Source organism: Oerskovia sp. Root22 (assembly GCF_001429135.1).
Taxonomy (GTDB): Bacteria; Actinomycetota; Actinomycetes; order Actinomycetales; family Cellulomonadaceae; genus Oerskovia; species Oerskovia enterophila.
In genome coordinates this window covers 381,657-406,178 of sequence record NZ_LMIL01000001.1, presented here as the reverse complement: position 1 = coordinate 406,178, position 24,522 = coordinate 381,657, and the positions used below count along the sequence as shown (strand labels likewise).

The window sequence follows — 24,522 nt, the reverse complement described above, 5'->3', positions numbered from 1 at the left end:
CCCGGAGCCTGTTGGATGAGAGCTGTCCGCACGCGCCGGCCGCACGGCCACCAGGCCGCAGCCCCTCCGCACCCCGTCGGCCCACGGCTCTCACGAGGAGCCCCGGTCGCCCCCACCCCCCGCACGAGAGGTTCCTCCGTGAGCACCACCTCGGACACGATGGTCCGTTTCCGCGACGTGACGAAGGTCTTCGGGACCGGTCCGTCCGCCGTGGCGGCCGTCGACGGCGTCACCCTGGACATCGAGGCGGGTGAGATCTTCGGCGTCATCGGCTACTCGGGCGCGGGCAAGAGCACGCTCGTCCGGCTCATCAACGCGCTCGAGTCCGTCACGTCGGGCAGCGTCGTCGTGGACGGGGACGAGGTGAGCGCGCTCTCCGAGCGCGAGCTGCGTCCCGTGCGCGCGAGCATCGGCATGATCTTCCAGCAGTTCAACCTCCTGTCCTCACGGACCGTCGCCGGGAACGTGGCCTACGCGCTCAAGGTCGCGGGCTGGGACAAGCCCCGGCGCGAGGCCCGCGTCGCCGAGCTCCTCGAGTTCGTAGGGCTCTCCGACAAGGCCAAGGCCTACCCGTCGCAGCTCTCGGGCGGGCAGAAGCAGCGCGTCGGGATCGCCCGCGCGCTCGCCACGTCGCCCAAGCTCCTGCTCGCGGACGAGGCGACGAGCGCCCTGGACCCCGAGACGACGCGCGACGTGCTCGCGCTGCTGCGCCGGGTCAACGCCGAGCTCGGCGTGACGATCGTGGTCATCACGCACGAGATGGACGTCGTGCGCTCGACGTGCCACCGCGTCGCGGTCATGGAGCACGGCAAGGTCGTCGAGGTCGGCGAGGTCTACGACGTGTTCTCCTCGCCGCAGGCCACCGCGACCAAGAAGTTCGTCGGGACGGCGCTGCGCGACCGCCCCGGCCCCGAGGCGCTCGAGCGCCTGCGTCGCCGGCACCCCGGGCGCCTCGTGACCGTCGGGGTCCACGAGGACGGGACCTCGGGCGCGAGCCTGACGCGGCTCCTGCGAGAGCACGGGCTCGACGGCTCCGTGGTGTTCGGCGGGATCTCCGAGATCGGGGAGCGGCCCTTCGGCTCGCTCACGCTCGAGCTCGCGGGGGACGACGCCACGATCGCGGCCTTCCTCACCGAGCTCGCGGCGACCACCGACGTCGTGGACCTCGGGACCGCCGCGGACCCGCGCGACGACCCGCGCGTCGTGGCCGGGGCGAGCGACGAGTCGGGCGAGGCCGACGACGTGACCGGGGCTCCGCCGTCGGGCCGTGCCGACGAACCCGACCCGCGCGACGCGTGGCAGAGCGAGAGGTGGCCCGGGACGGGCAGCACCGGGATCTCAGGGCTCGGCCGCCCCGGCACCCAGGGAACCCAGCCCGGTGACTTCGGCAACGAGCCCGGCACGTTCGGAGGCGAGCGATGAACCGCGACTGGTCCACCCTGTGGCCGATCCTGCTGTCCTCTCTGGGCGAGACGCTCTACATGGTCTCGATCGCGCTCCTCGCGGGCGGGATCGGCGGCCTGGTCCTGGGGCTCGCGCTCTACTGCACGCGCAAGGGCAACCTGCTGGCGAACAGCGTGGTGTTCAACGTCCTCAACGTGCTCGTCAACATCGTCCGACCCATCCCGTTCATCATCTTCCTGACGATGATCTACCCCGTGACGCTCGCGGTCGTCGGGACGACCATCGGCACCGAGGCGTTCATCCTGCCGCTGTCCGTCATGACGGCGTTCGGGACCTCGCGCATCGTCGAGCAGAACCTCGTGAGCATCGACCCGGGCGTGGTCGAGGCCGCGCGCGCCATGGGCGCCTCGCCGTGGCGGATCATCCGGACGGTCCTCATCCCCGAGGCTCTCGCGCCGCTCATCCTGGGCTACACGTTCATCTTCGTGGCCGTGATCGACATGTCGGCGATGGCCGGCTACATCGGCGGCGGCGGCCTGGGCGACTTCGCGATCCGGTACGGCTACCAGCGCTACAACTGGGCCGTGACGGCCGTGACGGTCGTCGTCATCATCGTGATCGTGCAGGTCGTGCAGTTCTTCGGCAACTGGCTCGCGCGCAAGGTGCTGCGGCGCTGAGGCACTGCCGTCGACGGGCCGGCTCTCCGTCGACGGACCGACGGCGGGGCCCCGGGCAGCACACCTGGGGACCCGCTGTGCGGGCTGTCAGCCACGCCGTCTAGAGTTGCCGGGGTGAGCACCGCCCTGTACCGCCGCTACCGGCCAGAGACCTTCGCCGAGGTCATCGGGCAGGACCACGTCACCGGACCCCTGCGGCAGGCACTGCGCAGCGGACGCGTGAACCACGCCTACCTCTTCTCGGGCCCTCGTGGCTGCGGCAAGACGACCTCGGCGCGCATCCTCGCCCGCACCCTGAACTGTGCGCGCAACACCGAGGAGACGCCCATCGACACCCCCTGCGGGGAGTGCTCGTCGTGCATCGAGCTCGCGCGCGGAGGGTCGGGCAGCCTCGACGTCATCGAGATCGACGCGGCCTCGCACAACGGTGTCGACGACGCACGAGAGCTCCGCGAGCGCGCCACCTTCGCGCCCGCTCGGGACCGGTACAAGATCTTCATCCTCGACGAGGCCCACATGGTCACGCCGCAGGGCTTCAACGCGCTCCTCAAGCTGGTCGAGGAGCCGCCGCCCCACGTGAAGTTCATCTTCGCGACCACCGAGCCGGACAAGGTCATCGGGACCATCCGGTCGCGCACGCACCACTACCCGTTCCGGCTGGTCCCGCCGGACGTCCTGGGTCCGTACCTCGAGCAGCTCTGTGCCGCGGAGGGCGTGACGATCGGCACGGGCGTCGTGCCCCTCGTGGTCCGCTCGGGCGGCGGCTCGGTGCGTGACTCGCTGTCCGTCATGGACCAGCTCATCGCGGGCGCGGAGGCCGGGAACGTCGACTACGAGCGTGCCGTGGACCTCCTGGGCTTCACGCACGCCTCGCTGCTCGACGACGTGGTGGAGGCCCTCGCGGCCCGCGACGGCGCGAGCATCTTCCGGGTCGTCGAGCAGATCATCACCACGGGGCACGAGCCGCGCCGCTTCGTCGAGGACCTGCTCGAGCGCCTGCGCGACCTGATCGTCATCTCGGTCTCGGGCGGTGCTGCGGACGCGGTGCTGCGCGACGTCCCCTCGGACCAGCTCGAGCGCATGAAGGCCCAGGCGCAGCACCTCGGCGCGGCCGAGCTCTCGCGTGCGGCGGACCTGGTCAATGCGGCGCTCACCGAGATGAGCGGCGCCACGTCCCCGCGCCTGCACCTCGAGCTCCTGTGCGCGCGCCTCCTGCTCCCCGGGGTGGACGACGGCGCAGCGGGACTCGCAGCACGCATCGACCGGTTGGAGCGTGGCGGGCTGGGAACCGCCGGCCTGGCCCCGGTCGCGTCCGCGCCGCGGTCCGGCGGCCCCGAGGGACTCGTCGCCGCAGCGCCGCGAGGCCCGCGGGTCGAGGAGGACGCCCCGGTCGCCCCCGTCAACGGGTTGAGCGGTGCCGCGGCCGCGCGAGCCGCGCTCCAGGCGCGCAAGAGCGGGGAGGTGGCCGCGGCGGCTGGGGCGCCTGCTGCTGCGCCGGTCGCTCCTGCGGTCACGGTGCCGGCCGAGGCCGCCCCCCAGGTCGAGGAACCCGTCGGCGCGAGCGAGGCGGTCGCCCCGGCGACCGACGACCGACCGGTCGTGGTGCCCGTCGGCGACGCCCACGCGGAGCCGGCGGAGTCGGTGCGAGTCGCTGCGCAGGGTCCTGCGGACGACGTGTCCCCGGTCGCCGAGGACGCTTCCGGCGTCACCGATCCCGCAGATGATGCGGGGCCCGCCGCTCCGCTCGATGCCGTCGAGGACGGGACGGAGCAGGGCGTGCCCCGCGCAGCCCCTGCTCCCGCACCGGTCGCCGAGCCCGTCTCGCCCGCAGTGGAGGCTCCTGCCCAGCCCGAGGTCACGGCACCTTCGCCCGGTGCCGGTGCCGGACAGGCTTCGAGCGACGGCGACGCGCTCAGCACCGACGCGTTGCGACGTCGCTGGCCCGAGGTCCTCCAGACCCTCAGCTCGAGCCGCGTCACCTGGTCCCTCGTGAGCGCCAACGCGCAGGTCGGCGAGCTCACCTCGGACACGCTGTACCTCGCGTTCCAGACGCCCGCCCTCGCGCGGACTTTCTCCACCTCCCGGCACACGGGCGCGGTCCAGGAGGCCGTCTACCAGACGCTCGGGTTCCAGGTCCGGGTCGAGGCCCGCCTCGACGAGGGCGGAGGTTCGGTGCCCAGCGGTTCGGCGCCTGCCGCGCCCCCGGCTCCACGCCACGACGACCCGTCCGACGCAGGGCCGTCGGCCCCGGCCGACGTGTCCGGGCACGAGGCCCCCGGCGGACAGGGTGCGTCGGGGTCCGGCGGCTACGGGCCCTCGGGGTCGTCGGCCCCGGCTCCGGCCTCTGATCGCGTCGGCGTCGTCGCAGCGCCGACAGCCACGAGTGCCCCTGCTGCTCCGCAGCACACGGGCGAGGCAGCCCCGCAGCACGAGCAGCGGAGCAGCGTCGCGGTCCAGGAACGCCCAGCTCCGGCCACCGTGCCCGCCGCCCCCGTCGCGCCCCCGGCTCCGCGCCGCGACGAGCCGCCGGTCGTCAACGCGGCCGACGAGGCCTGGCTCGCGGGAGCCTCCATGACCGAGCCGCCGGCAGACTTCGACGAGGGCCCGGAACCGCCGCCCGCGGACGTGAGGCGAGCTGCGCCGTCGGGCAACCGGCAGACGCTGCGCGCGCCCGCCGCGCCCAGCGCCCCGACCCCCGCAACCGCGGGACCGCCGCCCGGCGTGCGGGAGTCCCGCCGCCAGACGCTCGAACGCCAGGCCGCCGAGCAGAAGGCGCGGCAGTCCTCCGCCCGCGTCGCGATCTCGATCGAGGACGACTCGCCCTCGGACGACGACCCGGACCTGGCGTCGTCGGGCCTGGTCGGTGCCCCGCTCGTGGCGCAGCTCCTGGGCGGCGTCGTGATCGACGAGACCATCGACACCGGGCTCTGACCGTGAGTCCGCGCGGCGAGCTCCACCACGTCGAGCTCTGGGTCAAGGACCTCGACACCGCGGAGAGCTCGTGGGCGTGGCTGCTCGACGAGCTCGGGTACACGCGGTTCCAGACGTGGGCCACGGGGCAGAGCTGGCTGCGCGGGGCGACGTACATCGTCCTCGAGGCGAGCCCCGCGGTCCGTGGCAAGGATCACGACCGCATGCGCCCCGGGGTCAACCACCTGGCGTTCACGGGTGGTCGGCGCAGCGAGGTCGACGACCTCGTGGCCCGTGCCGCCGAGCACGGGTGGAGCCTCATGTTCGCCGACGCCCACCCGTACGCGGGCGGGCCCGACCACTACGCGGCCTACCTCGAGAACGAGGACGGCTTCGAGGTGGAGATCGTCGCGGACGAGGACTGATCGGACTTCGCAGGCGAGACCAGGGCACTCTCCCTGCGCGGACCCGACCGTGGGCGGCGACCCGTAGGCTGGGGACGTGTATGAAGGCGCGGTCCAGGACCTGATCGACGAGCTCGGCCGACTCCCCGGGGTCGGTCCCAAGAGTGCCCAACGCATCGCGTTCCACCTCCTCGCGGCAGACGCCGCGGACGTGCGCCGACTCGCCGACGCGCTGACCGAGGTCAAGCTGCGCGTGCGCTTCTGCGAGGTCTGCGGCAACGTCGCGGAGGGCGAACGGTGCCGCATCTGCCTCGACCCCCGACGCTCGGCCGCGGTCATCTGCGTCGTGGAGGAGCCCAAGGACGTGGTCGCGATCGAGCGCACGCGCGAGTTCCGGGGCAAGTACCACGTGCTCGGCGGGGCCATCAACCCCATGGACAACGTGGGCCCTGACGACCTGCGCATCCGCGAGCTGCTCACACGCCTGGCCGACGGGGAGGTGCAGGAGGTCATCCTCGCGACCGACCCCAACGTCGAGGGCGAGGCCACGGCCACCTACCTGACACGCATGCTGTCCCCGATGGGGCTGCGGGTCACCCGCCTCGCGTCCGGCCTGCCCGTGGGTGGAGACTTGGAGTACGCGGACGAGGTCACGCTGGGGCGGGCCTTCGAGGGACGGAGAGTCGTCAGTGGTTGAGATCAGCGAGGCCCTGGGGTCCGACCTCCGGTCGGTCGCCGCCTCCGTGTCCGCGCAGGCCCGCACGTTCCTCACCACCACGGCAGAGGTCGCCTCGGGTGCCGCTCCCGAGGCCGCGATCCCCCTCCTGCTGCTCGCCACGTCGGACATGCTGGCAGCCGGTGCGCGGCTCGGCGCCATGATGGACGTCGTCCCGGACCAGCGGTTCGAGCCCGACGCGGGACCCGAGACCGACCTCGACCCGCTGCGCGAGGCCCTCGCTCAGCTCCTCGACGGGCTCGACGAGTACCCGGAGATCGTCGACCCCGTGCTGGGTGCCGTCGTCAGCCAGGCGTACGTGTCCGGAGACATCGCGTGCATCGCCGAGGCGCTCGCCAAGGGGCTCCAGCACTACGACTCGGGCCAGGAGCTCGAGGCGCTGTGGTGGTGGCAGTTCTCCTACCTGTCCCTGTGGGGAGAGCGTGCCGCGAGCGCGCTGCGCGTCCTGCAGATGGTGCTCGCGCACCTGCGCCTCGACGTCGAGGACGACGTCGCGGCCGAGGCCGAGTACGACGCGCTGCAGTCCTGACCTGCGAACCGCTGCCACCGCGGCCATGACCTGTCAGCCGACGTCGACAGGTGCCCCGACGGCGCGGACCGGACGCTTGCGATCGTCCCGTGGTTCGTCGACGCGGTCGCTACGTCGCCTGTCGGCTTCTTCGTCGCGCATCCCGTCGACGTTCTCGTTGTCCAGGTTCTTGACCAGCCGGACGGCACCGTCGACCTCGTCGACGGGTCGGTAGCCGGCCCGTCGATAGAGGGCGAGGTTGCGCAGGCTCCTGCTCCCCGTGGACAGGCCGATCGACGTGGCCTCCTCGGGTGCGGCACGTTCGGCATGCTCCAGCAGCCACGTGCCCAGGCCGCGTCCGGCGAGATCGGGGGCCACCATCAGCCGGCCGATCTCCCAGATCGCTCCGTCGCGGCGAGCACGCACCGCTGCGACCAGGCGCCCGTGGCGGTGCACCACCCAGACCTGCCAGTCGGCGACCCACGCGATGACGTCGTCGAGAGACTCGGTGAGTGCCGCATGTCGGAGCGAGGCGTTGGCGATCGCCTCCTGCACCCAGCAGGCGCGCTGGAGCACCAAGAGCTCGCCCGCGTCCGCGGCGGTCGCCCGGGTGAGCGTCACGTCAGGGACGGGCACGGGCGCCGGGAGTGGCGGGGCGTCGGAACCGTTGCTGGTCCTGGTCGTTCGTGCGAACAGAGGGTGGACGGTGCTCGACACCCGTGCGAGGTCGTCGAGGAGGGCGCCGGCGCTCGCGACGAGCGCAGGGGAGTCGATCACGGTTCCTTTTGGGAGAGCGTCGGAGATCCGCAGCGAGATGGCGGCGCCCACCGGGATCATCTTCAGGGCGCTCGTGACCTGCTTGGCCATCTGCAGGGAACGCGTGCCCGCCGAGGTGTTGCCGTAGCTGATGAATGCGACGGGCTTGTAGGCCCACTCGGCGGAGAGGTAGTCGACTGCGTTCTTGAACGTCGCCGGCATGCCGTGGTTGTACTCCGGGAGGATGACGACCACCGCGTCCGCGGCAGCGACCCGATGGCTCCACTGCTGGGTGTGTCGATGGCGGTAGGAGCCCGATGCCGGCTCGCCGGGCTCGTCGAGGAGGGGCAGCCGGATCCGGGCCAGGTCGGCGTCGTCGACGGTGAGGTCTGGACGCGAGGAGGCGACATCGAGGAACCAGTCGGTGATCGCCCGCCCCCTGCGTCCGGGCCGGGTGCTGGTGGTGAGGACCATGATGCGCGGCTTCGTTGACATGTCAACGACCTTAGAGGCTAGAATGATGACATGTCAACGAATTTCATCGGACGGCCTGCCGGCTCTCGGCACGATGCGCCGACGACGGCCGTTCCGTGGCTCACCCCCGAGGAGGAGAGAGCCTGGCGGGCCTTCCGTCGTCTGCTCACGGTGCTGCCTGCCCGTACGGCCCGCGACCTGGCAGCCGACTCCGGGCTGTCTGCCCCCGACTACGAGGTGCTCAGCACGCTCTCGGAGCGGGATGGCCGACGCCGCGCCCTGAAGGACCTGGCAGCCAAGATGGAGTGGTCCCGCAGCCGCCTGTCGCACCACATCGACCGGATGGAGGTGCGTGACCTCGTCGAGCGGCACCCGGACCCGTCGGACGCGCGCGGCTGCGTCATCGGACTGACTGATCACGGCTTCGAGATCCTCGAGCAGGCCGCTCCGCACCACGTCCGCTCGGTACGCCGTCGTCTCGTCGACCACCTGACGTCCGACGAGCTGCGTGTTCTGGAGCGGATCTCGTCCCGCATCGCCGACCTCCCGGACGCCTGAGGAGCGGGCCGGTCGCCGTCGCTGAGGGGTGAGAGAGAAGAAGCGGCGCGACGGTCGTGAGACGACGCGGGCCACCGACGAGTCACAGGCATGCGTCCTGGGGAGCTCCCGTGCTCGTCACTTCGCTGAGCGCCACGGGGCATCGAGGACCGTGGTGACGAACCCGGACAAGGTTCTGTCCAGTACCTGGGTGCCCCCTCCGCCGTCGTGCAAGACTTCCGTGTGACCTGGGACCTCGCCGCGACGCTTCCTCTCGTGGCGCACGCGCCTCTCGCCGCGGGCGAGGGGATCGTGCTGCCGGGCTCGGGCGGGCTCGAGCTCGACCTCCTGACGATCGCCCTCCTGGTCCTCGCGGGCCTGACCGCGGGCTGGATCGACGCGGTCGTGGGCGGGGGAGGGCTCGTCCAGCTCCCTGCGCTGCTGCTCGTGCCGGGCATCAGCCCGGTCCAGGCCCTCGCGACGAACAAGCTCGCGAGCATCATGGGCACCTCCGTGAGCGCGACGACGTACTACCGGCGGGTGGGTCCCGACCTGCGGACCGCCGGTCCCATGGCGATCGCGGCTCTGTTCGGGGCGATCGGCGGCGCGGCGCTCGCGTCGAAGATCCCCGCCGAGCTGTTCAAGCCGATCATCCTCGTGGTCCTGATCGCGGTGGCGGTCTACACGATCGCCAAGCCCAGGCTCGGGCACACGACGAACCTGCGCTGGGAGGGCAACGGGCACCGGTGGGCCGCGGCCGGGATCGGGCTCGTGATCGGGTTCTACGACGGGCTGCTCGGGCCCGGGACGGGGACGTTCTTCGTCATCTCGCTCGTCAGCATCCTGGGGTACGCGTTCCTGCCGGCCTCCGCGCTCGCGAAGATCGCCAACTTCGCGACCAACGCGGGCGCGCTCATCTTCTTCGTCCCGTACGGCGCGGTGCTGTGGGGGCTGGGGCTCGCGATCGGGGCCGCGAACCTGCTGGGCGCGTACATCGGGGCGCGCATGGCCGTGGCCAAGGGCAGCGGGTTCGTGCGGGTCGTGTTCGTGGTCGTGGTGGGGGCGCTCATCTGCAAGCTCGGGTACGACGTCGTCACGAGCCTCGGGGAGTGAGGTTGAGCGGGGCGGGGGCCGGGTCGGACGGCACGGGGTCGGCCGGGGCCCGGCGGGCAGGGCCGCGACGCATGGTCCGGTCGGAGACGGGTGGCTGCTCGCCTGATCTCGAGCTGCCTGCCACGCGCGACGACCCGCCTCGTGCGCGGGCGGGGGAGCGGGCGCGCGACCCGGTGCGCATCGACCCCTCCGGCGTGACCGGCCCGTTCGGCCGGCCTCGGCCCCGGCCGCGGAGGCCAGGCCTGGCGCTGGGGCGGCTGGTCGCCGGGGTGGTCGTCGCGGTCGTGGGATACATCCTGGCGGTGTTCCCCGCCCTGATCACCTACGACGTGGGGATGGACGGGTACGGCTACTACGGCGAGACGGGGATGTTCGTCGAAGCGGACCTGGCCTGCTTCGGCGATCCGACGCCTGCCGCCGAGGCCTTCGCACTCTTCGTGGCGATGGTCACGGTGCCTGCCGCGCTCGGGGTCCTCGTCGCCTGGCCGCGGCGGCGTGGCCTCCTCCTGTTGCTGCTGGCGTGCGCGGCGCTCGGGCTGTACGCCTATCTCGTGCTGGCCAATCCGCGCACCTGACCGGGCCGTCGGCCTGACCACCTGCTTGCCTGCCTGCCCAGCGCGGTTGTTCGCCGAGCACGAGGTTGCGGTCGTTCTCAGAGTCATACCGACCGCAACCTCGTTCTCGGCACCAGGCGCTGGCGTCGCCTAGGATCGCGGCCGTGACCGTTCCCGTGCAGGCCGTCGTCCTCGATCTCGACGGGACGCTGCTCGACCACGAAGGGGCCGCGCGCGCGGCGCTCGCTGCGTGGCTCCCCGAACTCGGGGTGCAGGTCACCGACGCGCTGGTCTCGGCGTGGTTCACGGCCGAGGAGAAGCACTACCTGGCGTGGCGCTCGAAGGAGGTCGACTTCGCTGAGCAGCGGCGCAGGCGTCTGCGCGACGTCCTGCCGCTCGCGGGCCTCGATGTGGGATCTGACGACGACCTCGACCAGGTCTTCGCCGGCTATGTCGCGCACTACGAGGCGTCGTGGACCGCGTTCCACGACGTCGAGCCGATGCTCGCCGCGCTGCGGGCCCGGCCGGTCCAGCTGGCCGTCCTGACCAACGGGACCGAGGATCAGCAGCACGCCAAGCTCCGCGCCGTGGGCCTGGACGGGCGGATCGGGCCGGTGTTCACGGCCGAGAGGCTCGCGGTGGCCAAGCCCGCACCGGCGAGCTACCGGAAGGTCTGCGCCGCGCTGGGAGTGGTGCCGGAGAAGGTGCTGCACGTCGGGGACCGGCACGACCTCGACGTCGTCGCCGCCCGAGCGGCCGGGCTGCAGGCCGTCCACCTGGACCGGGACGGACGAGGGCCGTTCGACGAGCCCGCGCGGATCACGTCGCTCGACGAGCTGCCGGGGCGCCTCGGGCACTGACCCTTCACGCGGTGGCGGCTGCCGAGCACGAGGTTGCGGTCGTTCTCAGGGTCAGATCGACCACAACCTCGTGCTCGGCACACAGCGCCGGTAGCAGCATCGGCCCGGACCGCCCGCATCCCCGCAGGTCAGCGACCGGCACCGGCCCGGACCGTTCGCATCCTGAGCCCCCTCCCGCCGTCCACGGGCGCCGGGCTATCATCGACCGACTCGTAAAACACCCGGCGGGCCGTTGAGAGAGACGGAGGCCGGCGACGTAACGGAGCAGGCTAGTGGCACTTGTCGTGCAGAAATATGGTGGCTCGTCGGTAGCTGATGCGGAGAGCATCAAGCGGGTGGCGAAGCGCATCGCAGAGACCAAGCGGGCCGGACATGACGTGGTCGTCGTGGTCTCGGCCATGGGTGACACGACGGACGAGCTCATCGATCTCGCCCAGCAGGTCACCCCCCTTCCCCCCCAGCGCGAGATGGACATCCTGCTCACGGCAGGCGAGCGCATCTCGATGTCGTTGCTGGCGATGGCGATCAACAACCTCGGCGTCAAGGCCAAGTCGTTCACGGGCCAGCAGGCCGGCGTGATCACGGACGCCGTGCACGGCAAGGCGCACATCGTCGACGTCGTGCCGCACCGCATCCGCGAGACGGTCGAGAAGGGCTCGGTCGCGATCGTCGCCGGGTTCCAGGGCGTCACGCAGAGCACCAACGACGTGACGACCCTCGGTCGCGGCGGCTCGGACACCACGGCGGTCGCGCTCGCGGCCGGCCTGGGCGCCGACGTGTGCGAGATCTACACCGACGTCGACGGCGTGTTCACCGCGGACCCGCGCATCGTGCCGACGGCCCGCAAGATCGACCGCATCTCCTACGAGGAGATGCTCGACATGGCGGCGAGCGGGGCCAAGGTCCTGGTGCTGCGCTGCGTCGAGTACGCGCGCCGCTACGACGTGCCCATCCACGTCCGTTCGTCGTTCTCGACGAAGCCGGGGACCATCGTGTCGAACGACGCGCGCCCCGTGCCCAACGTCCCCCAGCAGGCTCCCGGCCACCCGGCCGACAACGAGGCAGAGGTCATCATGGAAGATCCGATCATCTCCGGCGTCGCGCACGACCGCAGCGAGGCCAAGATCACCGTCGTGGGGGTCCCGGACGTCCCGGGCACGGCCGCCCGCATCTTCGAGGTCGTGGCCGGTGCCGGCGCGAACATCGACATGATCGTCCAGAACGTCTCGGTCGCGGCCACGGGCCTGACCGACATCTCGTTCACGCTGCCCATGGACGACGGCGCGCTCGCGACCACGGCCCTGGACGCCGTGCGCGAGGAGATCGGGTTCGCGTCGCTCCAGTACGACGACCAGATCGGCAAGGTCTCGCTCATCGGCGCGGGCATGAAGTCGAGCCCGGGCGTCTCGGCGCGACTGTTCGGTGCGCTGCGTGACGCGGGCATCAACATCGAGATGATCACGACGTCCGAGATCCGTATCTCGGTCGTCACGCGGGCCGACAGTCTCGACGACGCGGTGCGGGCCATCCACACCGCGTTCGAGCTGGACGGCGAGAGCGAAGCAGTCGTCTACGCCGGCACCGGCCGTTGAGCGAGGAGACCACCATGAGCAACCAGAACTCTGCAGGCCTCGTCGTCGGCGTCGTCGGGGCGACCGGTCAGGTGGGCGCCGTCATGCGCCGCCTGCTCGAGGAGCGCGACTTCCCCGTCGCGCAGATCCGCTACTTCGCCTCGGCGCGCTCCGCGGGCAGCACCCTGCCCTGGAAGGGTGAGGACGTCGTCGTCGAGGACGCGGCCACGGCCGACGTCTCGGGCCTCGACATCGCCCTGTTCTCCGCGGGCGGCGCGACGTCCAAGGCGCAGGCCGAGCGCTATGCCGCAGCGGGCGTCGTCGTGATCGACAACTCCTCGGCGTGGCGCATGGACCCGGACGTCCCGCTCGTCGTGTCCGAGGTCAACCCGGAAGCGATCCACGAGGCGCGCAAGGGCATCATCGCGAACCCGAACTGCACCACGATGGCCGCGATGCCGGTCCTCAAGCCGCTCGCGGACGAGGCAGGCCTCGAGCGCCTGATCGTGGCGACGTACCAGGCGGTCTCTGGCGCGGGGCTGGCAGGTGCGGCCGAGCTGCGCGACCAGGCGGCTGCCGGGGCCGAGCAGGACCTCACGGGCCTGGTGCACTCGGGCAGCGCTGTCTCGTTCCCCGCGCCGGACAAGTTCCCGCGCAACATCGCGTTCAACGTGGTGCCGCTCGCCGGGTCGATCGTCGACGACGGCGAGGAGGAGACCGACGAGGAGAAGAAGCTCCGCAACGAGTCGCGCAAGATCCTGGGTCTTCCCGACCTCCTGGTCGCGGGCACGTGCGTGCGCGTCCCGGTCTTCACGGGCCACTCGCTCGCGATCCACGCCGAGTTCGGCCAGGCCATCACTCCGGACCGTGCGCGCGAGCTGCTCGCGGCGGCCCCGGGCGTCGAGCTCTCGGACGTCCCGAACCCGCTCGAGGCCGCTGGCGCGGACCCGTCGTTCGTGGGCCGCATCCGCACTGACCAGAGCGTGCCGGGAGGACGTGGCCTGGTGCTGTTCGTCTCGAACGACAACCTTCGCAAGGGTGCCGCGCTCAACGCGGTGCAGGTCGCGGAGCTGGTCGCGGCAGACCTCACGAGCAAGGCCGCTGCCTCGGCCTGACTCGTGCTGCCGGGACGGGCGGGAGGCCGAGGTCTCCCGTCGGTCCCGCTGGCCCGGCGACGGGCCAGGCACCGCGGTGCCCGACGGCGCCCCTCACCTTCCGGTGGGCGGGCGCCGTCGGGCTGTGCGCACCCAGGCGCGGCCGCCCCGTCCTGCGCGCACGGGATCCGTTGCGCGCGACGAACCGCCGCCCGCCGGACAGACTCGGGGAAGACCCGCGCCTCCCGTGCGGCGGGCGCGACGCGGAGGTGCCCCGTGACCAACCCCCAGCTCCCGGCCCCCGTCCCTGCGCCGGACCCCGAGCCGCAGCCCGTGCTGTACCAGCTCACGACGTCCGCAGAGTTCCTCGTCGTGCGCTCCACGGGGACTCCCGAGGCGGACGCGACGCTGCTCGGCGTGGCCTCGGACGTCAACGGGCTGGTGCGCTCGGTGGGCTTCCGGCAGGGCCGGGCCGAGCTGTCGTGCGTGGTGGGCCTGGGCTCGGACTTCTGGGACCGCGTCCGGCCCACGGGGGCGGCGCGCCCCGCGCACCTGCACCCGTTCACGGCCCTGGCCGGTGCCCGGCACACGGCCCCGTCGACCCCGGGGGACGTGCTCTTCCACCTCCGCGCGGACCGGGCCGACCTGACGTTCGAGCTCGCCCGCCAGATCATGCGCGCGCTGGGCGACGCCGTGGTCGTCGAGGACTCGACCACGGGCTTCCGGTACTTCGACTCGCGCGACCTCCTGGGCTTCGTCGACGGGACCGAGAACCCGACGGGCCGGGCCGCGCCCGAGGCCGCGCTGGTCGTGGACGAGCCGGACTTCGTGGGTGGGAGCTACGTCGTCGTGCAGAAGTACGTGCACGACCTCGACACCTGGAACGGGCTGAGCACCGAGGAGCAGGAGAAGGCGATCGGGCGCACCAAGCTCGACGACATCGAGCTCGACGACGACGTCAAGCCCAGCAGCTCGCACGTCGCGCTCAACGTGATCGAGGACGAGGACGGCGAGGAGCTTGCGATCCTGCGCGACAACATGCCGTTCGGCGATGCGGGGTCGGGCGTGTTCGGGACGTACTACATCGCGTACGCGAAGGACCCCGCGGTGACCGAGCTCATGCTGCACCGCATGTTCATCGGCGAGCCCGAGGGCAACACCGACCGGATCCTCGAGGTGTCGACCGCGCTGACGGGATCGTTGTTCTTCGTGCCGTCGCTCGACCTGCTCGAGAGCCTCGCGGACGAGGAGGTCCAGCAGCAGCCGGAGAGCGGTGCGGTGGCCGTCGAGTCGTGAGCGCTCGACCGAGCGACGCCGAGAAGTGAGCGGTGGCCCCTGATTCCACCGGATCGGGGGCCACCGCTCACTTCTCGGCAGCGTTGCCCCTTGCGCACACCCAGGGTTCTATGGTTCATTACTCATGTAACGAACCATAGAACGTGCGATCGGCGAGAGGATGGGCACCATGTTCGACGGACCTGAACCCATCTACCTGCAGATCGCCCAGCAGATCCGCGCCCAGATCCTGAGCGGAGACCTCGCCGAGGAGGAGCAGGTCATGTCGACCACCCAGTACGCGACGACCTTCCGCATCAACCCCGCGACCGCCGCCAAGGCGTTCGCAGGGCTGGTCGACGAGGGAGTGCTCTACAAGCGGCGCGGCGTCGGCATGTTCGTCGCCTCGGGAGCCCGCGAGAAGCTGCTCGCCGAGCATCGCGACCGCTACTTCGCCGAGGTCCTGCGCCCCGCTCTGGTCCAGGCCGACCTGCTGGGCATCACGCCCGCCGAGATCGTGGACCACGTCCTCGGCCGCGGTCCCCAGGACCGCCCCACCCCGACGGGAGAGACCCCATGACCGCCCCCACCCGCCCCGACCCGTTCGGCGTCGAGCTCCGGGACGTGACGCTGAGCTTCGGCAAGGGCGAGAAGCACCCGGCGCTCGACGGCCTGAGCCTCCAGATCCGTCCCGGCACCATCACGGGACTTCTCGGCCGCAACGGCGCGGGCAAGACGACGGCCCTCTCGCTGATCGCCGCCATGCGCCGCCCCGACGCCGGGACCGTGCTGGTCGACGGCGAGGACCCGTTCGAGAACGCCTGGGCCATGGCCGGCACGCAGCTCGTCCGCGAGAGCGGCGACACGATCTCGGCGACCAAGGTCGCCGACAGCCTGGGGTACTACGCCGAGATGCGCGAGCACTGGGACGCGGACCTCGCGGCCCGTCTGGTCGACCTGTTCGAGGTCGACCTGCGCAAGAACCCCGAGGACCTCTCGCGCGGCAAGCGGTCGGCGCTCGGGGCGGTCATCGGGCTCGCGTCCCGCGCACCGCTGACGATCTTCGACGAGGTGTACCTCGGCATGGACGCGCCCAGCCGGTACGCGTTCTACGACGCGCTCGTCGAGGACTACACCGAGCACCCGCGCACGATCGTCCTGTCGAGCCACCTGATCGACGAGGTCGAGCGGATCTTCGAGGACGTCGTGATCGTCGACCGGGGGCGCGTGCTCCTCGCGGAGAGCGTCGAGTCCGTCCGCAGCAGGGGAGTGAGCCTCACGGGCTCGGCGGCCGTGGTCGAGTCGTTCGTCGACGGCCGGCGCGTCCTGGCCCGGCAACGCCTGGGTGGCACGGCCCAGGTCACGCTGTTCGGCACGCTCGACGACGCCGAGCGCACCGCGGCGACCGAGGCGGGCCTCGAGCTCGGCGCGGTGCCGTTGCAGGACCTGTTCGTGCACCTGACGCGAGAGGAGCGGTCATGACCGAGAACCTGGTGGGCCCGGCAGCCCTCACCGACCGGGCCGTGCAGCGTGCCGAGGTGCGCCGCACGGCCGAGAAGCGGTCGCTGCGCACAGCGACCTGGAACATGACCGCGGGATCCTGGACGGTCGGCGTCTGGTACTGGGCGATCGTCGTGGTCGTCGCCGCGGTCATCGGCTACCTCGGGGGCCAGACGAACACCTTCGAGGGCGAGCCGATCGAAGGCGTCGTCAACGGGTCGGTCAAGTTCTTCCTGTTCGTCCTGGGGATCATCTTCCCGATCGGGAGCATCGCCGTGCACGTCGCGGCAGGCGGCACGCGACGGTCGCTGATCCGCGCGGCGTGGCTCACGGCGGGCGTCGTCGGGGTCACGTTCGGTCTCGCGGCAGCACTTCTCGGCTACGCCGAGTGGGCGGTCTTCCGTTCGCTCGGGTGGCTCCCGACCCTCGAGAGCAGCCAGCTCGACGTCGACGCCAGGGTCCTCGGGACAGTGTTCCTGTCGCAGGTCTTCTTCTGCGCCGTCTACTGGCTCGTGGGCGCGGCGATCGGCATGGGGTACTACCGGCTCCGCTTCCTGCGCGGGACGTTCGCGCTCCCTCTGCTCCTGGTTCCCGTGGCGCTCGTCGAGCTCGCGTTCCAGAGCGGCTACTTCGGCAAGCCGTTCGCCCAGGCGGTCGGCCTCGACGACCTCGAGGTCCTGATCGCGGCGGTCGGTGGGCTGGTCGCCCTGGCCGCAGCGGCGTTCGCGTTCCGCCTGGTCACGCGGTCGGTGGCCATCGCTCCCGTCACGACCTGACGGCCCTGGCGTCCCCGACGCCTTTCGCGCGGCGTGCCTCCGAACCGGGGACCGGCGCACCCACCACAGCGTTCATCCCGTCCGACGGACGGCGTCCGGTCCACCGGTGCGCCGCCCGGCGGGCGAGCACACCCTCAGGGAGGGCACCATGACCACCGCACATCCTGTCCCGTCCGTCCCGCCCGCGTCGTCGACCACCCGGTCGCGCTCGGCGCGCACGCTGCCCGACGGCGCCGCACCGGCCATCGAGGTCGTCGCCCTCCGCAAGGCGTACGGGAGCAACGTCGCCGTGCGCGACGTGAGCCTCGCCGTCGGGCCGGGGGAGATCTTCGGCATCCTCGGCCCCAACGGGGCCGGCAAGACCACGACCGTCGAGTGCCTCGCCGGGCTCCGGCAGGCCGACTCCGGGACCGTCCGGATCCTCGGCAGGGACCCGCAGAAGGACCCGGCCTCGGTGCGCGAGCTCCTGGGCGTCCAGCTCCAGGAGGCCGAGCTCAACGACCGCATGACCGTCGCCGAGGCGCTGCGGCTGTACGCGTCGTTCTACGAGTCGCCCGCCGACACGAGCGAGCTCCTGGACCTGCTCGACCTCACGCCGCACCGCGACCAGCAGTTCGCCAGGTTGTCGGGCGGCCAGAAGCAGCGGCTGTCGATCGCGCTCGCACTCGTGGGGAACCCGCAGGTCGCGATCCTCGACGAGCTGACCACGGGCCTGGACCCGCAGGCCCGTCGCGCCACGTGGGAGCTCGTCGAGCGGGTGCGCGACCGCGGCGTGACGATCCTGCTCGTGACCCACTTCATGGACGAGGCCGAGCGCCTGTGCGACCGGCTCGTCATCATCGACCAGGGAGTCGTGGTCGCGGCCGGTTCGCCGGCCGAGCTCATCGAGTCGGTCGATGCCACGCGCGTGCTGCGCCTGCGGGTCGAGCCCCACGAGGAGGCCGACGTGCTCGAGATCCTCGCCGGGCTCGCGGACGTCCAGGCAGTGACGCGCGAGGGCCACGAGATCGAGGTGGCCGGGACGCGGCGGGTGCTGCCCGCCGTCGTGCTGGCCCTCGCCGAGGTGGACGTGGTGCCCGACGTCCGGACCGTGACGCGCTCGCTCGAGGACGTGTTCGTGCACGTCACGGGCAGGACCTACGACCACACGGGGGCGACGGGCCCCACCCTGACCGACGACCGGTCCGACACCGAGGGAGCAGCGCGATGACCACGCAGACGGCAACACGCACGCAGGTGGCAGGGCCCCGCCGCCGCAAGGTCGCTGGCACGGGCTGGCACGGCCTGCGGACACTGACACTGACCGAGGCCCGGCTGCTGCTCCGCGACCCGGGGACGGTCTTCTTCGCGCTCCTCTTCCCGACCGTGCTCCTCGTGGGCGTGGGCTTCGCGATCCCCGGCATGCGGGAGGTCATCACCGACGCCCCACCGCCCTGGGGAGGGCTGACCGCCGTGGCGGTCTACGTGCCCGTGGCGCTCGCGACAGCGGTCGCGACGGTCGCGCTCACGACCATGCCCGTGTACTTCGCGACGTTCCGTGAGAAGGGCGTGCTGCGCAGGCTCTCGACCACGCCCATGAGGCCGCAGGGGCTCATCGGCGCCCACCTGTTCATCAACCTGGTGACGGTCTGCGTCGCGGCGCTGCTCGCGGTGCTCGTCGGGAGCCTGGTGTTCGACCTCGCGGCGCCCGCGAACCCGGCCGTCGTCGCGGGGAGCTTCCTGCTGGGGATCCTGTCGATGTTCTCGCTCGGGATGCTCATCGCGTCGCGCGCAGGGAAGGCGAGCACCGCGTCGGCGATCGGGATGACGCTCTACTTCCCGATGCTCTTCCTCGCGGGCATGTGGACGCCCGGGCCGATCATGCCCGAGGTGCTCCGCACGATCGGTGGGTACACGCCGCTCGGCGCCGCGACGCAGGCCATGACGACGGGCTGGTTCGAGGACGGCGTGCCCCTCTCGCAGCTCGTGGTCATGGCCGTGTGGACCGTGGTGCTGCTCCCGCTCGCGGTGAAGCTGTTCCGCTGGTCGTGACGCGACCGCGACCCCCGCGCACACCGCGGGGCGCCCGGTGCGCGGGTCCTGCCGGGCGGCCCCGCGCACCGGGCTACCGGACGAAGAACGGTCCCGCGGTCGGGTCCGCGAGGTAGCCCAGGGTGTGGCCGAGACGCTCGCTCGTCGAGGCGGCGAGGTCGGCCGGCAGGTCGTCGGGGGCGAACCACGCGACCGCGAGGGACTCGTCGTCGGCCACGTGGGCCGCTGCCGCAGCGGCGGGGGAGACCGGGCGGCACAGGAAGCACAGGTCGAGGTACTGCGAGCGGTCACCGTTGGGGTACTCGACGGCCGGGGTCACCGTGACCCCGGTCAGGGCGTCGACCCGGACGGTCACGCCGGTCTCCTCGAGGACCTCGCGCGCGAGACCGACCGCGGGGTCCTCGCCCGGCTCGAGGATCCCGCTCACGATCGCCCACTGCCCGGTGTCGGCGCGCTGCCCCAGCAGGAGACGTCCGTCGTCGTCGATCACGACGCCCGAGACCCCCGGCATCCACAGGAGGTCGGTCCCGACGTGGGAGCGGAGCGCGGCGACGAACTCGGGGATCGGCATGGACCGAGCGTAGACGGCGCGTACCGACGGCGCGCTGACCGCGTGCCGGCCGCCTGCGGGGCCGGCGCGGCCCCGAGCACTCCCGACCGGAGTCTGAGACGGCCCTGCCGGTCCCCGAAACGGCTGTGCTACGGTCGTCGGGTGAACACGGTTCGTTGGTATTGGCGCTTTACGCTGGCTCCTGGAGGGGCCGAGCGGGCGTTCGCCTGACCAACCTTCCCCGGAGCCAGCACAGGGCCTTGGACGCAGACCGCGTCCGGGCCCTTCGTCATTCAGACGGGCCGACTCCGGACACAGAGCAGGCCGCACGGCTCCGTCTGAGTCACCTTCAGATCAGGAGCCCTCGCATGACCGCCACGACCTCGACCGCCGTCTCTGCGGAGACCGTCGACGAACGTCACCCCGAGACGGTCACCTCCGCCACCGGCGCAGGTGACACCATGGAACGCGTGACCTCTCACCCCGAGTACGAGCTGCAGGCGCCCACGAGCGACCTGCGCATCCGCGCCCTCGACCCGCTGCCCGCACCCGTCGACATGCTCGCCGAGCTTCCCCTCGGCACGGCCCGGGGTGACCTGGTCACCCAGTCGCGCCGCGAGATCCGCGACGTCCTGGCGGGGGACGACGACCGCCTGCTCGTGATCGTCGGCCCGTGCTCGGTCCACGACCCCGAGGCAGCGCTCGACTACGCGCACCGCCTGGCGGCCGTGGCCAAGGACCTGTCGGAGGACCTCGCGATCGTCATGCGCGTGTACTTCGAGAAGCCGCGCACGACGGTCGGCTGGAAGGGCCTCATCAACGACCCCGACCTCGACGGCACGCACGACGTCAACCGCGGCCTGCACCTGGCCCGCGAGGTCCTGCTCGGTGTCCTCGACGCGGGTGTCCCCGCGGCGACCGAGTTCCTCGAGCCCACGAGCCCGCAGTACATCGCCGACGCCGTCTCGTGGGGCGCGATCGGTGCGCGCAACGTCGAGAGCCAGGTGCACCGCCAGCTCGCGTCGGGCCTGTCGATGCCGGTCGGCTTCAAGAACGCGACCGACGGTGACATCCAGATCGCGGTCGACGGCTGCATCACCGCGGCGAGCGAGCACACGTTCTTCGGTACGGACGGGGCGGGCCGCGCGGCCGCGGTCGAGACCGCGGGCAACCCGGACTGCCACATCATCCTGCGCGGTGGCCGCAGCGGCCCCAACTACGGGCCCGACGACGTCGCGTCCGCCCTGCGCGTGGCCGCGTCCTCGGGCCTGGGCGGGGCCGTCGAGCACGGCCTGGTCATCGACGCGAGCCACGGCAACTCGGGCAAGGACCACGTGCGTCAGGCCGAGGTCGTGCGCGAGGTCGCGACGCGCATCGCCGAGGGCGAGGCCGGGATCACGGGCCTCATGATGGAGAGCTTCATCGTGGCCGGGGCGCAGGCGCCGGCTCCGCGCGGGCTCGTCTACGGCCAGTCCGTGACGGACAAGTGCATCGACTGGGACACCACGGCCGAGCTGCTCGGCGAGCTGGCCGAGTCGGTGCGGGCGCGCCGGGCGCTCTGAGCCACCGCACTCCTTGGCACGACCGACGGCCGCTCTCCCCACGGGGAGAGCGGCCGTCGGTCGTGCTGAGTCGGTGCGACCGTGCGGTAGTGCGACCGAGCCCGGGCGCGAGCGCGCCCCGACATCGCGGGTCAGGACGAGGAGCGGACCCAGTCGCCGACCACGACGCGCGCGCCCTCGAGGATGTCGACCCCGGACTCGGCGCCCGGGACGTCCGTCACACGAAGGCGCGCCTCGTCGGCGCCCGGCACAGTCGTGACGAGGACGCTCGTCGTCTGGTCGGGGTCGTTGGCCGTCGACATGGCGCCCCACCGGAGCTGCGAGGTCGCGACACCTCCGGGCGGCACGACGATCCGGACCGGGTTCTGCCCGGGGATCTCCGGCTCGGACAGGACGTCCGGGACCGTCCCCGAGGCGCGCAGGAAGCTCAGCCCGGGGCGCCCGTCGAGCGCGCACGGTGCGTCGGTGACGTTCTCCGCGGTGACGGTGAGGAAGCGCGACCCGGCGGCGGCGTCGAACCCGGTCACCCCTGCTCGGAGGTCCTGCCCGGTGCAAGGCGGGACCCCGTCGGCGGCCGCGGCCGCGGCGTCGGCCTCGTCGTTCGCGGGGTCGGTGCTCACGAGCTCTCGGTCCGAGACGAAGCCGGACTCGGAGGTCTCGCTGCCGTAGACCGTGAAGGCGATCGCGCTGCCCAGGAGGTCCGCCTGGCCCGAGGCGCGCAACCAGTCCGCGACGGGTGTCGGCGGGCCGTCGACGTAGACGGTGAGCAGCGGGACGGGGTTGCCCGTGGGGGACCTGGCCTCGTAGACGGTCTGGGTCGTCTCGTCGCGCGACCCGGCCTCCGCCAGGAGCTGGACGGCGGGCAGGGGTGGCGGCACGGGGTCGACGCCTGCGGTGTACAGGGCGTCGTAGCCGTCGGTCGAGAGCGCGCTCAGGGGCCGGGCGAGGGTGCCCGCGACCTCGGCCAGCCCGGGCAGGTCGGCGGGCTCGCGGCCGCTGACCGCCGAGCTCTCCGGCGTGAGGTGGACCGAGGTGGCTCCTGCGTCGAGGAACGCCACGGCGTCGTGGACGGCGGGGTCTCCCGGGCCTGCGGGTTCGAGCGTCAGCGTCGCCTTGGTGCCGGGCAGCGTGTCGACCACGGTGACCGTGGGCGGCGCGCTGAGCCCCGAGCCGGCGAGGATGCCGTAGACGGCGTCGACGGTCGCCTGGGTGTCCTCGGGGGTCCGGAAGCTCTCGAGGTCGATCGTCACCGCAGGGGAGGGCGGGGGCACGTTCTCGAGCATCCCCTCCTCGAAGACCTGGATCGTGGCGGACTCGACACCCTCGATCGTCCCGAGATCCCGTTCGACGTCCGCGCGGATCCGGGCGTCCTCGGACGGGGCGGGATCGGCAGGAGCTTCGCGCTCGTCCCCCTGCTCACCGGCCCGGACGTCGCCCCGGGCCGTGGCCCAGAGCGCGAGCGCGACGAGCACCACGAAGAGCACCACCACGACGACGTAGAGGGGATGGAGCCGGGTGGGCTGCGGCGTCTCGGTCACCCCGTGAGGGTAGCGGCAGCCCCCGACCGACCGGCGACCCATCCGCAGGCCCGAGCGCGACGAACCTTGGGTGCCTCAGCCGTCGCGGATGCAGCGCACCTGCGGACGTCCCGCCCGTGCGCCGCGGCGGTGAGCCTGGGGCAGACTGGTCGGGTGCCACCCGTGAGGACGAGCGAGCCCGACGCTCTCGATGCCGCGCTCGCCGCGTGCGCCGAGGGTGATCCGGCTGCGTTCGCGCCGGTGTACGACGCCCTGGCGCCGGCCGTGTTCGGCACGGCGCTCGGCGTGCTGCGAGACCACGACCACGCGGCCGAGGTGACCCAGGAGGTGATGATCGAGGTGTGGCAGACGGCGGTGCGTTTCGACGCCTCCCGGGGTTCGGCCCGGACCTGGGTCGTCACGATGGCCCGACGGCGAGCGGTGGACCGGGTGCGGTCCGAGCAGTCCCGCCGGGTCCGGGACCAGAAGGACGTCGACGGAAGGTTCGCCGGGGGAGGGCACGACGTCGTGGCCGAGGAGGTCGAGCAGCTGATCGAGTCGGCCGCGGTGCGCCGGTGCCTCGGGAGCCTCACCGAGACGCAGCGCGAGTCGGTCGTCCGGGCCTACTTCGGTGGGCTGACGTACCGCGAGGTCGCGCTCGAGCTGGGCGCCGCCGTGCCGACCGTGAAGTCACGGATCCGTGACGGCCTCGTGCGCCTGCGTGACTGCCTGGGGGTGAACCGTGGTTGACGACCCCGGCCAGACCGGAGACACCCGCGGCACCGGGTCGGGGCCCGGAGGACCGGGCGCGGACGACCCGCGCGACCTGCTCGCGGCCTACGCGCTCGACGCGGTCGACGACCTGGACCGCCGCGTGGTCGAACGGCTGCTGGCCACGGAGCCCGACGCGCGCCGCGAGCTCGACGAGCACCGCGCGGTGGTTGCGGCCTTCACGGTCGACACGCCCCCGCCTGCTGGGCTCCGCGACCAGGTGCTCGAGCGCGTCGCGTCGACGCCCCAGGTCGCGGCCGCCCAGGCCGGTCGCGCTGACGCTCGCCCGGGCCGGACGGCTCGCCCTCCCCGCCGGTGGGCCGTCGTCGCGGCGGTCGCGGCCGCGGCCGTGGCGGTCGCGGTCCCGACGACGCTCGCGGTCCAGGCCCGGCAGGAGCAGGTCCGGCTCCAGACGCAGGCCGACGCGGTCGCCTCGATGCTCGCCGACCCCGCTGCGGAGATCGTCCGGGGCGAGATGGTCGGGGGCGGGGACGCGAGCGCGCTCGTCTCGGGCGACCGCGTGCTGTTCTCCGTCTCGGACCTGCCGCAGGCCGGGGCTGCCGAGGACTACCAGCTCTGGCTCGTCGAGGGTGAGGGCATGGTCTCGGCCGGGGTGTTCGACGCCCGGGACGGCTCGGCGGCCCTGCTCGTCGATGCGGCCGGGAGTGCGGGGGTGGCGGTGACGCTCGAGCCCGCCGGGGGTTCTCCGCAGCCGACGAGCGACCCCTTGGTCGTCCTCGAGACCTGATGCTCGATCTCGGATAATTTCCGACCCGAATTCCGGTCACAATGCCCGCTCTCGGGTAATTCCTTGGTCCGATTCCGGATATATGCCGGGGTTTGTCAAAGTCTGGGTATTGGTGATGCAATACGACACGTTCCCACCCCGTGTCGTTCGTGCGACGTCGCATCTCGGCATCACCCCGGAAGGAATCCACCACC

24 protein-coding genes are annotated in these 24,522 nt (G+C 72.2%); 21 read left to right on the top strand and 3 right to left on the bottom strand.

Annotated elements, in window-relative coordinates; all coding sequences use genetic code 11:
• The first annotated feature begins 138 nt into the window (after nucleotides 1-138).
• The 6 genes from ASE15_RS01665 to ASE15_RS01640 all read left to right on the top strand — a co-directional run bounded on the left by ASE15_RS01665 (nucleotide 139) and on the right by ASE15_RS01640 (nucleotide 6,660).
• Complete coding sequence (locus tag ASE15_RS01665; protein WP_369800532.1) at nucleotides 139-1,422, top strand: methionine ABC transporter ATP-binding protein; 1,284 nt, start codon at nucleotides 139-141, stop codon at nucleotides 1,420-1,422.
• On the top strand, nucleotides 1,419-2,081 hold the full coding sequence (locus tag ASE15_RS01660) for a methionine ABC transporter permease (RefSeq protein WP_056645046.1): 663 nt from the start codon (nucleotides 1,419-1,421) through the stop codon (nucleotides 2,079-2,081). The genes ASE15_RS01665 and ASE15_RS01660 overlap by 4 nt, the downstream gene beginning before the upstream one ends.
• 114 nt (nucleotides 2,082-2,195) lie before the next feature.
• Nucleotides 2,196-5,012: a DNA polymerase III subunit gamma and tau gene (locus tag ASE15_RS01655; RefSeq protein ID WP_056760767.1), complete on the top strand. Its 2,817-nt coding sequence runs from the start codon at nucleotides 2,196-2,198 to the stop codon at nucleotides 5,010-5,012.
• Between the two features lie 2 nt (nucleotides 5,013-5,014).
• Nucleotides 5,015-5,416, top strand: a complete 402-nt coding sequence (locus ASE15_RS01650) for a VOC family protein (RefSeq protein WP_231907873.1) — start codon at nucleotides 5,015-5,017, stop codon at nucleotides 5,414-5,416.
• A gap of 76 nt (nucleotides 5,417-5,492) precedes the next feature.
• A complete protein-coding gene (gene recR, locus ASE15_RS01645) occupies nucleotides 5,493-6,092 on the top strand; it encodes a recombination mediator RecR (protein ID WP_056645051.1) in 600 nt (199 codons plus the stop codon).
• Nucleotides 6,085-6,660, top strand: a complete 576-nt coding sequence (locus ASE15_RS01640) for a DUF5063 domain-containing protein (protein WP_056645053.1) — start codon at nucleotides 6,085-6,087, stop codon at nucleotides 6,658-6,660. Before recR ends, ASE15_RS01640 begins: the two co-directional genes overlap by 8 nt.
• A gap of 33 nt (nucleotides 6,661-6,693) precedes the next feature.
• Here ASE15_RS01640 and ASE15_RS01635 read toward each other — a convergent pair whose 3' ends face one another.
• Nucleotides 6,694-7,890 carry a GNAT family N-acetyltransferase gene (locus tag ASE15_RS01635; protein WP_157277093.1) on the bottom strand — a complete coding sequence of 399 codons (1,197 nt, stop codon included), beginning with the start codon at nucleotides 7,888-7,890 and terminating at the stop codon, nucleotides 6,694-6,696.
• A gap of 30 nt (nucleotides 7,891-7,920) precedes the next feature.
• Between ASE15_RS01635 and ASE15_RS01630 the strand changes: the two genes are divergently transcribed.
• From ASE15_RS01630 to ASE15_RS01575, 12 genes are all read left to right on the top strand, one after another.
• A complete protein-coding gene (locus ASE15_RS01630; protein ID WP_082618097.1) occupies nucleotides 7,921-8,427 on the top strand; it encodes a MarR family winged helix-turn-helix transcriptional regulator in 507 nt (168 codons plus the stop codon).
• A gap of 294 nt (nucleotides 8,428-8,721) precedes the next feature.
• The gene (locus tag ASE15_RS01625; protein ID WP_056646518.1) at nucleotides 8,722-9,519 is read left to right on the top strand and encodes a TSUP family transporter; all 798 of its coding nucleotides are present in this window, start codon (nucleotides 8,722-8,724) and stop codon (nucleotides 9,517-9,519) included.
• A gap of 71 nt (nucleotides 9,520-9,590) precedes the next feature.
• Nucleotides 9,591-10,094 (top strand): hypothetical protein, encoded by a 504-nt coding sequence (locus tag ASE15_RS01620; RefSeq protein ID WP_056760764.1) that lies wholly within the window; start codon nucleotides 9,591-9,593, stop codon nucleotides 10,092-10,094.
• 143 nt (nucleotides 10,095-10,237) lie between these two features.
• Nucleotides 10,238-10,933 (top strand): HAD family hydrolase, encoded by a 696-nt coding sequence (locus tag ASE15_RS01615; protein WP_056760762.1) that lies wholly within the window; start codon nucleotides 10,238-10,240, stop codon nucleotides 10,931-10,933.
• A gap of 272 nt (nucleotides 10,934-11,205) precedes the next feature.
• On the top strand, nucleotides 11,206-12,525 hold the full coding sequence (locus ASE15_RS01610) for an aspartate kinase (RefSeq protein WP_056645058.1): 1,320 nt from the start codon (nucleotides 11,206-11,208) through the stop codon (nucleotides 12,523-12,525).
• Between the two features lie 14 nt (nucleotides 12,526-12,539).
• The gene (locus tag ASE15_RS01605) at nucleotides 12,540-13,619 is read left to right on the top strand and encodes an aspartate-semialdehyde dehydrogenase (protein WP_056760760.1); all 1,080 of its coding nucleotides are present in this window, start codon (nucleotides 12,540-12,542) and stop codon (nucleotides 13,617-13,619) included.
• Between the two features lie 255 nt (nucleotides 13,620-13,874).
• A complete protein-coding gene (locus ASE15_RS01600; protein WP_082618096.1) occupies nucleotides 13,875-14,894 on the top strand; it encodes a Dyp-type peroxidase in 1,020 nt (339 codons plus the stop codon).
• A gap of 169 nt (nucleotides 14,895-15,063) precedes the next feature.
• Nucleotides 15,064-15,453 (top strand): GntR family transcriptional regulator, encoded by a 390-nt coding sequence (locus tag ASE15_RS01595; RefSeq protein ID WP_056646520.1) that lies wholly within the window; start codon nucleotides 15,064-15,066, stop codon nucleotides 15,451-15,453.
• Nucleotides 15,450-16,355, top strand: coding sequence for an ATP-binding cassette domain-containing protein (locus ASE15_RS01590; protein ID WP_056645064.1), 906 nt, complete (start codon nucleotides 15,450-15,452; stop codon nucleotides 16,353-16,355). The genes ASE15_RS01595 and ASE15_RS01590 overlap by 4 nt, the downstream gene beginning before the upstream one ends.
• Nucleotides 16,352-17,149 carry a hypothetical protein gene (locus tag ASE15_RS01585; RefSeq protein WP_056760757.1) on the top strand — a complete coding sequence of 266 codons (798 nt, stop codon included), beginning with the start codon at nucleotides 16,352-16,354 and terminating at the stop codon, nucleotides 17,147-17,149. The genes ASE15_RS01590 and ASE15_RS01585 overlap by 4 nt, the downstream gene beginning before the upstream one ends.
• Before the next feature lie 148 nt (nucleotides 17,150-17,297).
• Entirely contained in the window at nucleotides 17,298-18,359 is a 1,062-nt protein-coding gene (locus ASE15_RS01580) for an ABC transporter ATP-binding protein (protein WP_082618095.1), read from the top strand.
• Nucleotides 18,356-19,180 carry an ABC transporter permease gene (locus tag ASE15_RS01575; RefSeq protein WP_056645069.1) on the top strand — a complete coding sequence of 275 codons (825 nt, stop codon included), beginning with the start codon at nucleotides 18,356-18,358 and terminating at the stop codon, nucleotides 19,178-19,180. The genes ASE15_RS01580 and ASE15_RS01575 overlap by 4 nt, the downstream gene beginning before the upstream one ends.
• A 73-nt stretch (nucleotides 19,181-19,253) precedes the next feature.
• Here ASE15_RS01575 and ASE15_RS01570 read toward each other — a convergent pair whose 3' ends face one another.
• On the bottom strand, nucleotides 19,254-19,751 hold the full coding sequence (locus tag ASE15_RS01570; RefSeq protein WP_056760753.1) for an NUDIX domain-containing protein: 498 nt from the start codon (nucleotides 19,749-19,751) through the stop codon (nucleotides 19,254-19,256).
• A 440-nt stretch (nucleotides 19,752-20,191) separates the two neighbouring features.
• Between ASE15_RS01570 and ASE15_RS01565 the strand changes: the two genes are divergently transcribed.
• Nucleotides 20,192-21,292, top strand: a complete 1,101-nt coding sequence (locus ASE15_RS01565; RefSeq protein ID WP_056646523.1) for a 3-deoxy-7-phosphoheptulonate synthase — start codon at nucleotides 20,192-20,194, stop codon at nucleotides 21,290-21,292.
• Between the two features lie 131 nt (nucleotides 21,293-21,423).
• On the opposite strand, the gene ASE15_RS01560 is transcribed toward ASE15_RS01565, so the two are convergent.
• Nucleotides 21,424-22,830: a DUF4232 domain-containing protein gene (locus ASE15_RS01560; protein ID WP_082608384.1), complete on the bottom strand. Its 1,407-nt coding sequence runs from the start codon at nucleotides 22,828-22,830 to the stop codon at nucleotides 21,424-21,426.
• Nucleotides 22,831-22,983: 153 nt separating this feature from the next.
• Here ASE15_RS01560 and sigK point away from each other — a divergent pair, with 153 nt between their 5' ends.
• Together sigK and ASE15_RS01550 are read left to right on the top strand one after the other, a co-directional pair.
• Nucleotides 22,984-23,559, top strand: coding sequence for an ECF RNA polymerase sigma factor SigK (gene sigK / locus ASE15_RS01555; protein ID WP_056645075.1), 576 nt, complete (start codon nucleotides 22,984-22,986; stop codon nucleotides 23,557-23,559).
• Nucleotides 23,552-24,328, top strand: coding sequence for an anti-sigma factor (locus tag ASE15_RS01550; RefSeq protein WP_056645077.1), 777 nt, complete (start codon nucleotides 23,552-23,554; stop codon nucleotides 24,326-24,328). Before sigK ends, ASE15_RS01550 begins: the two co-directional genes overlap by 8 nt.
• Nucleotides 24,329-24,522: the final 194 nt, after the last annotated feature.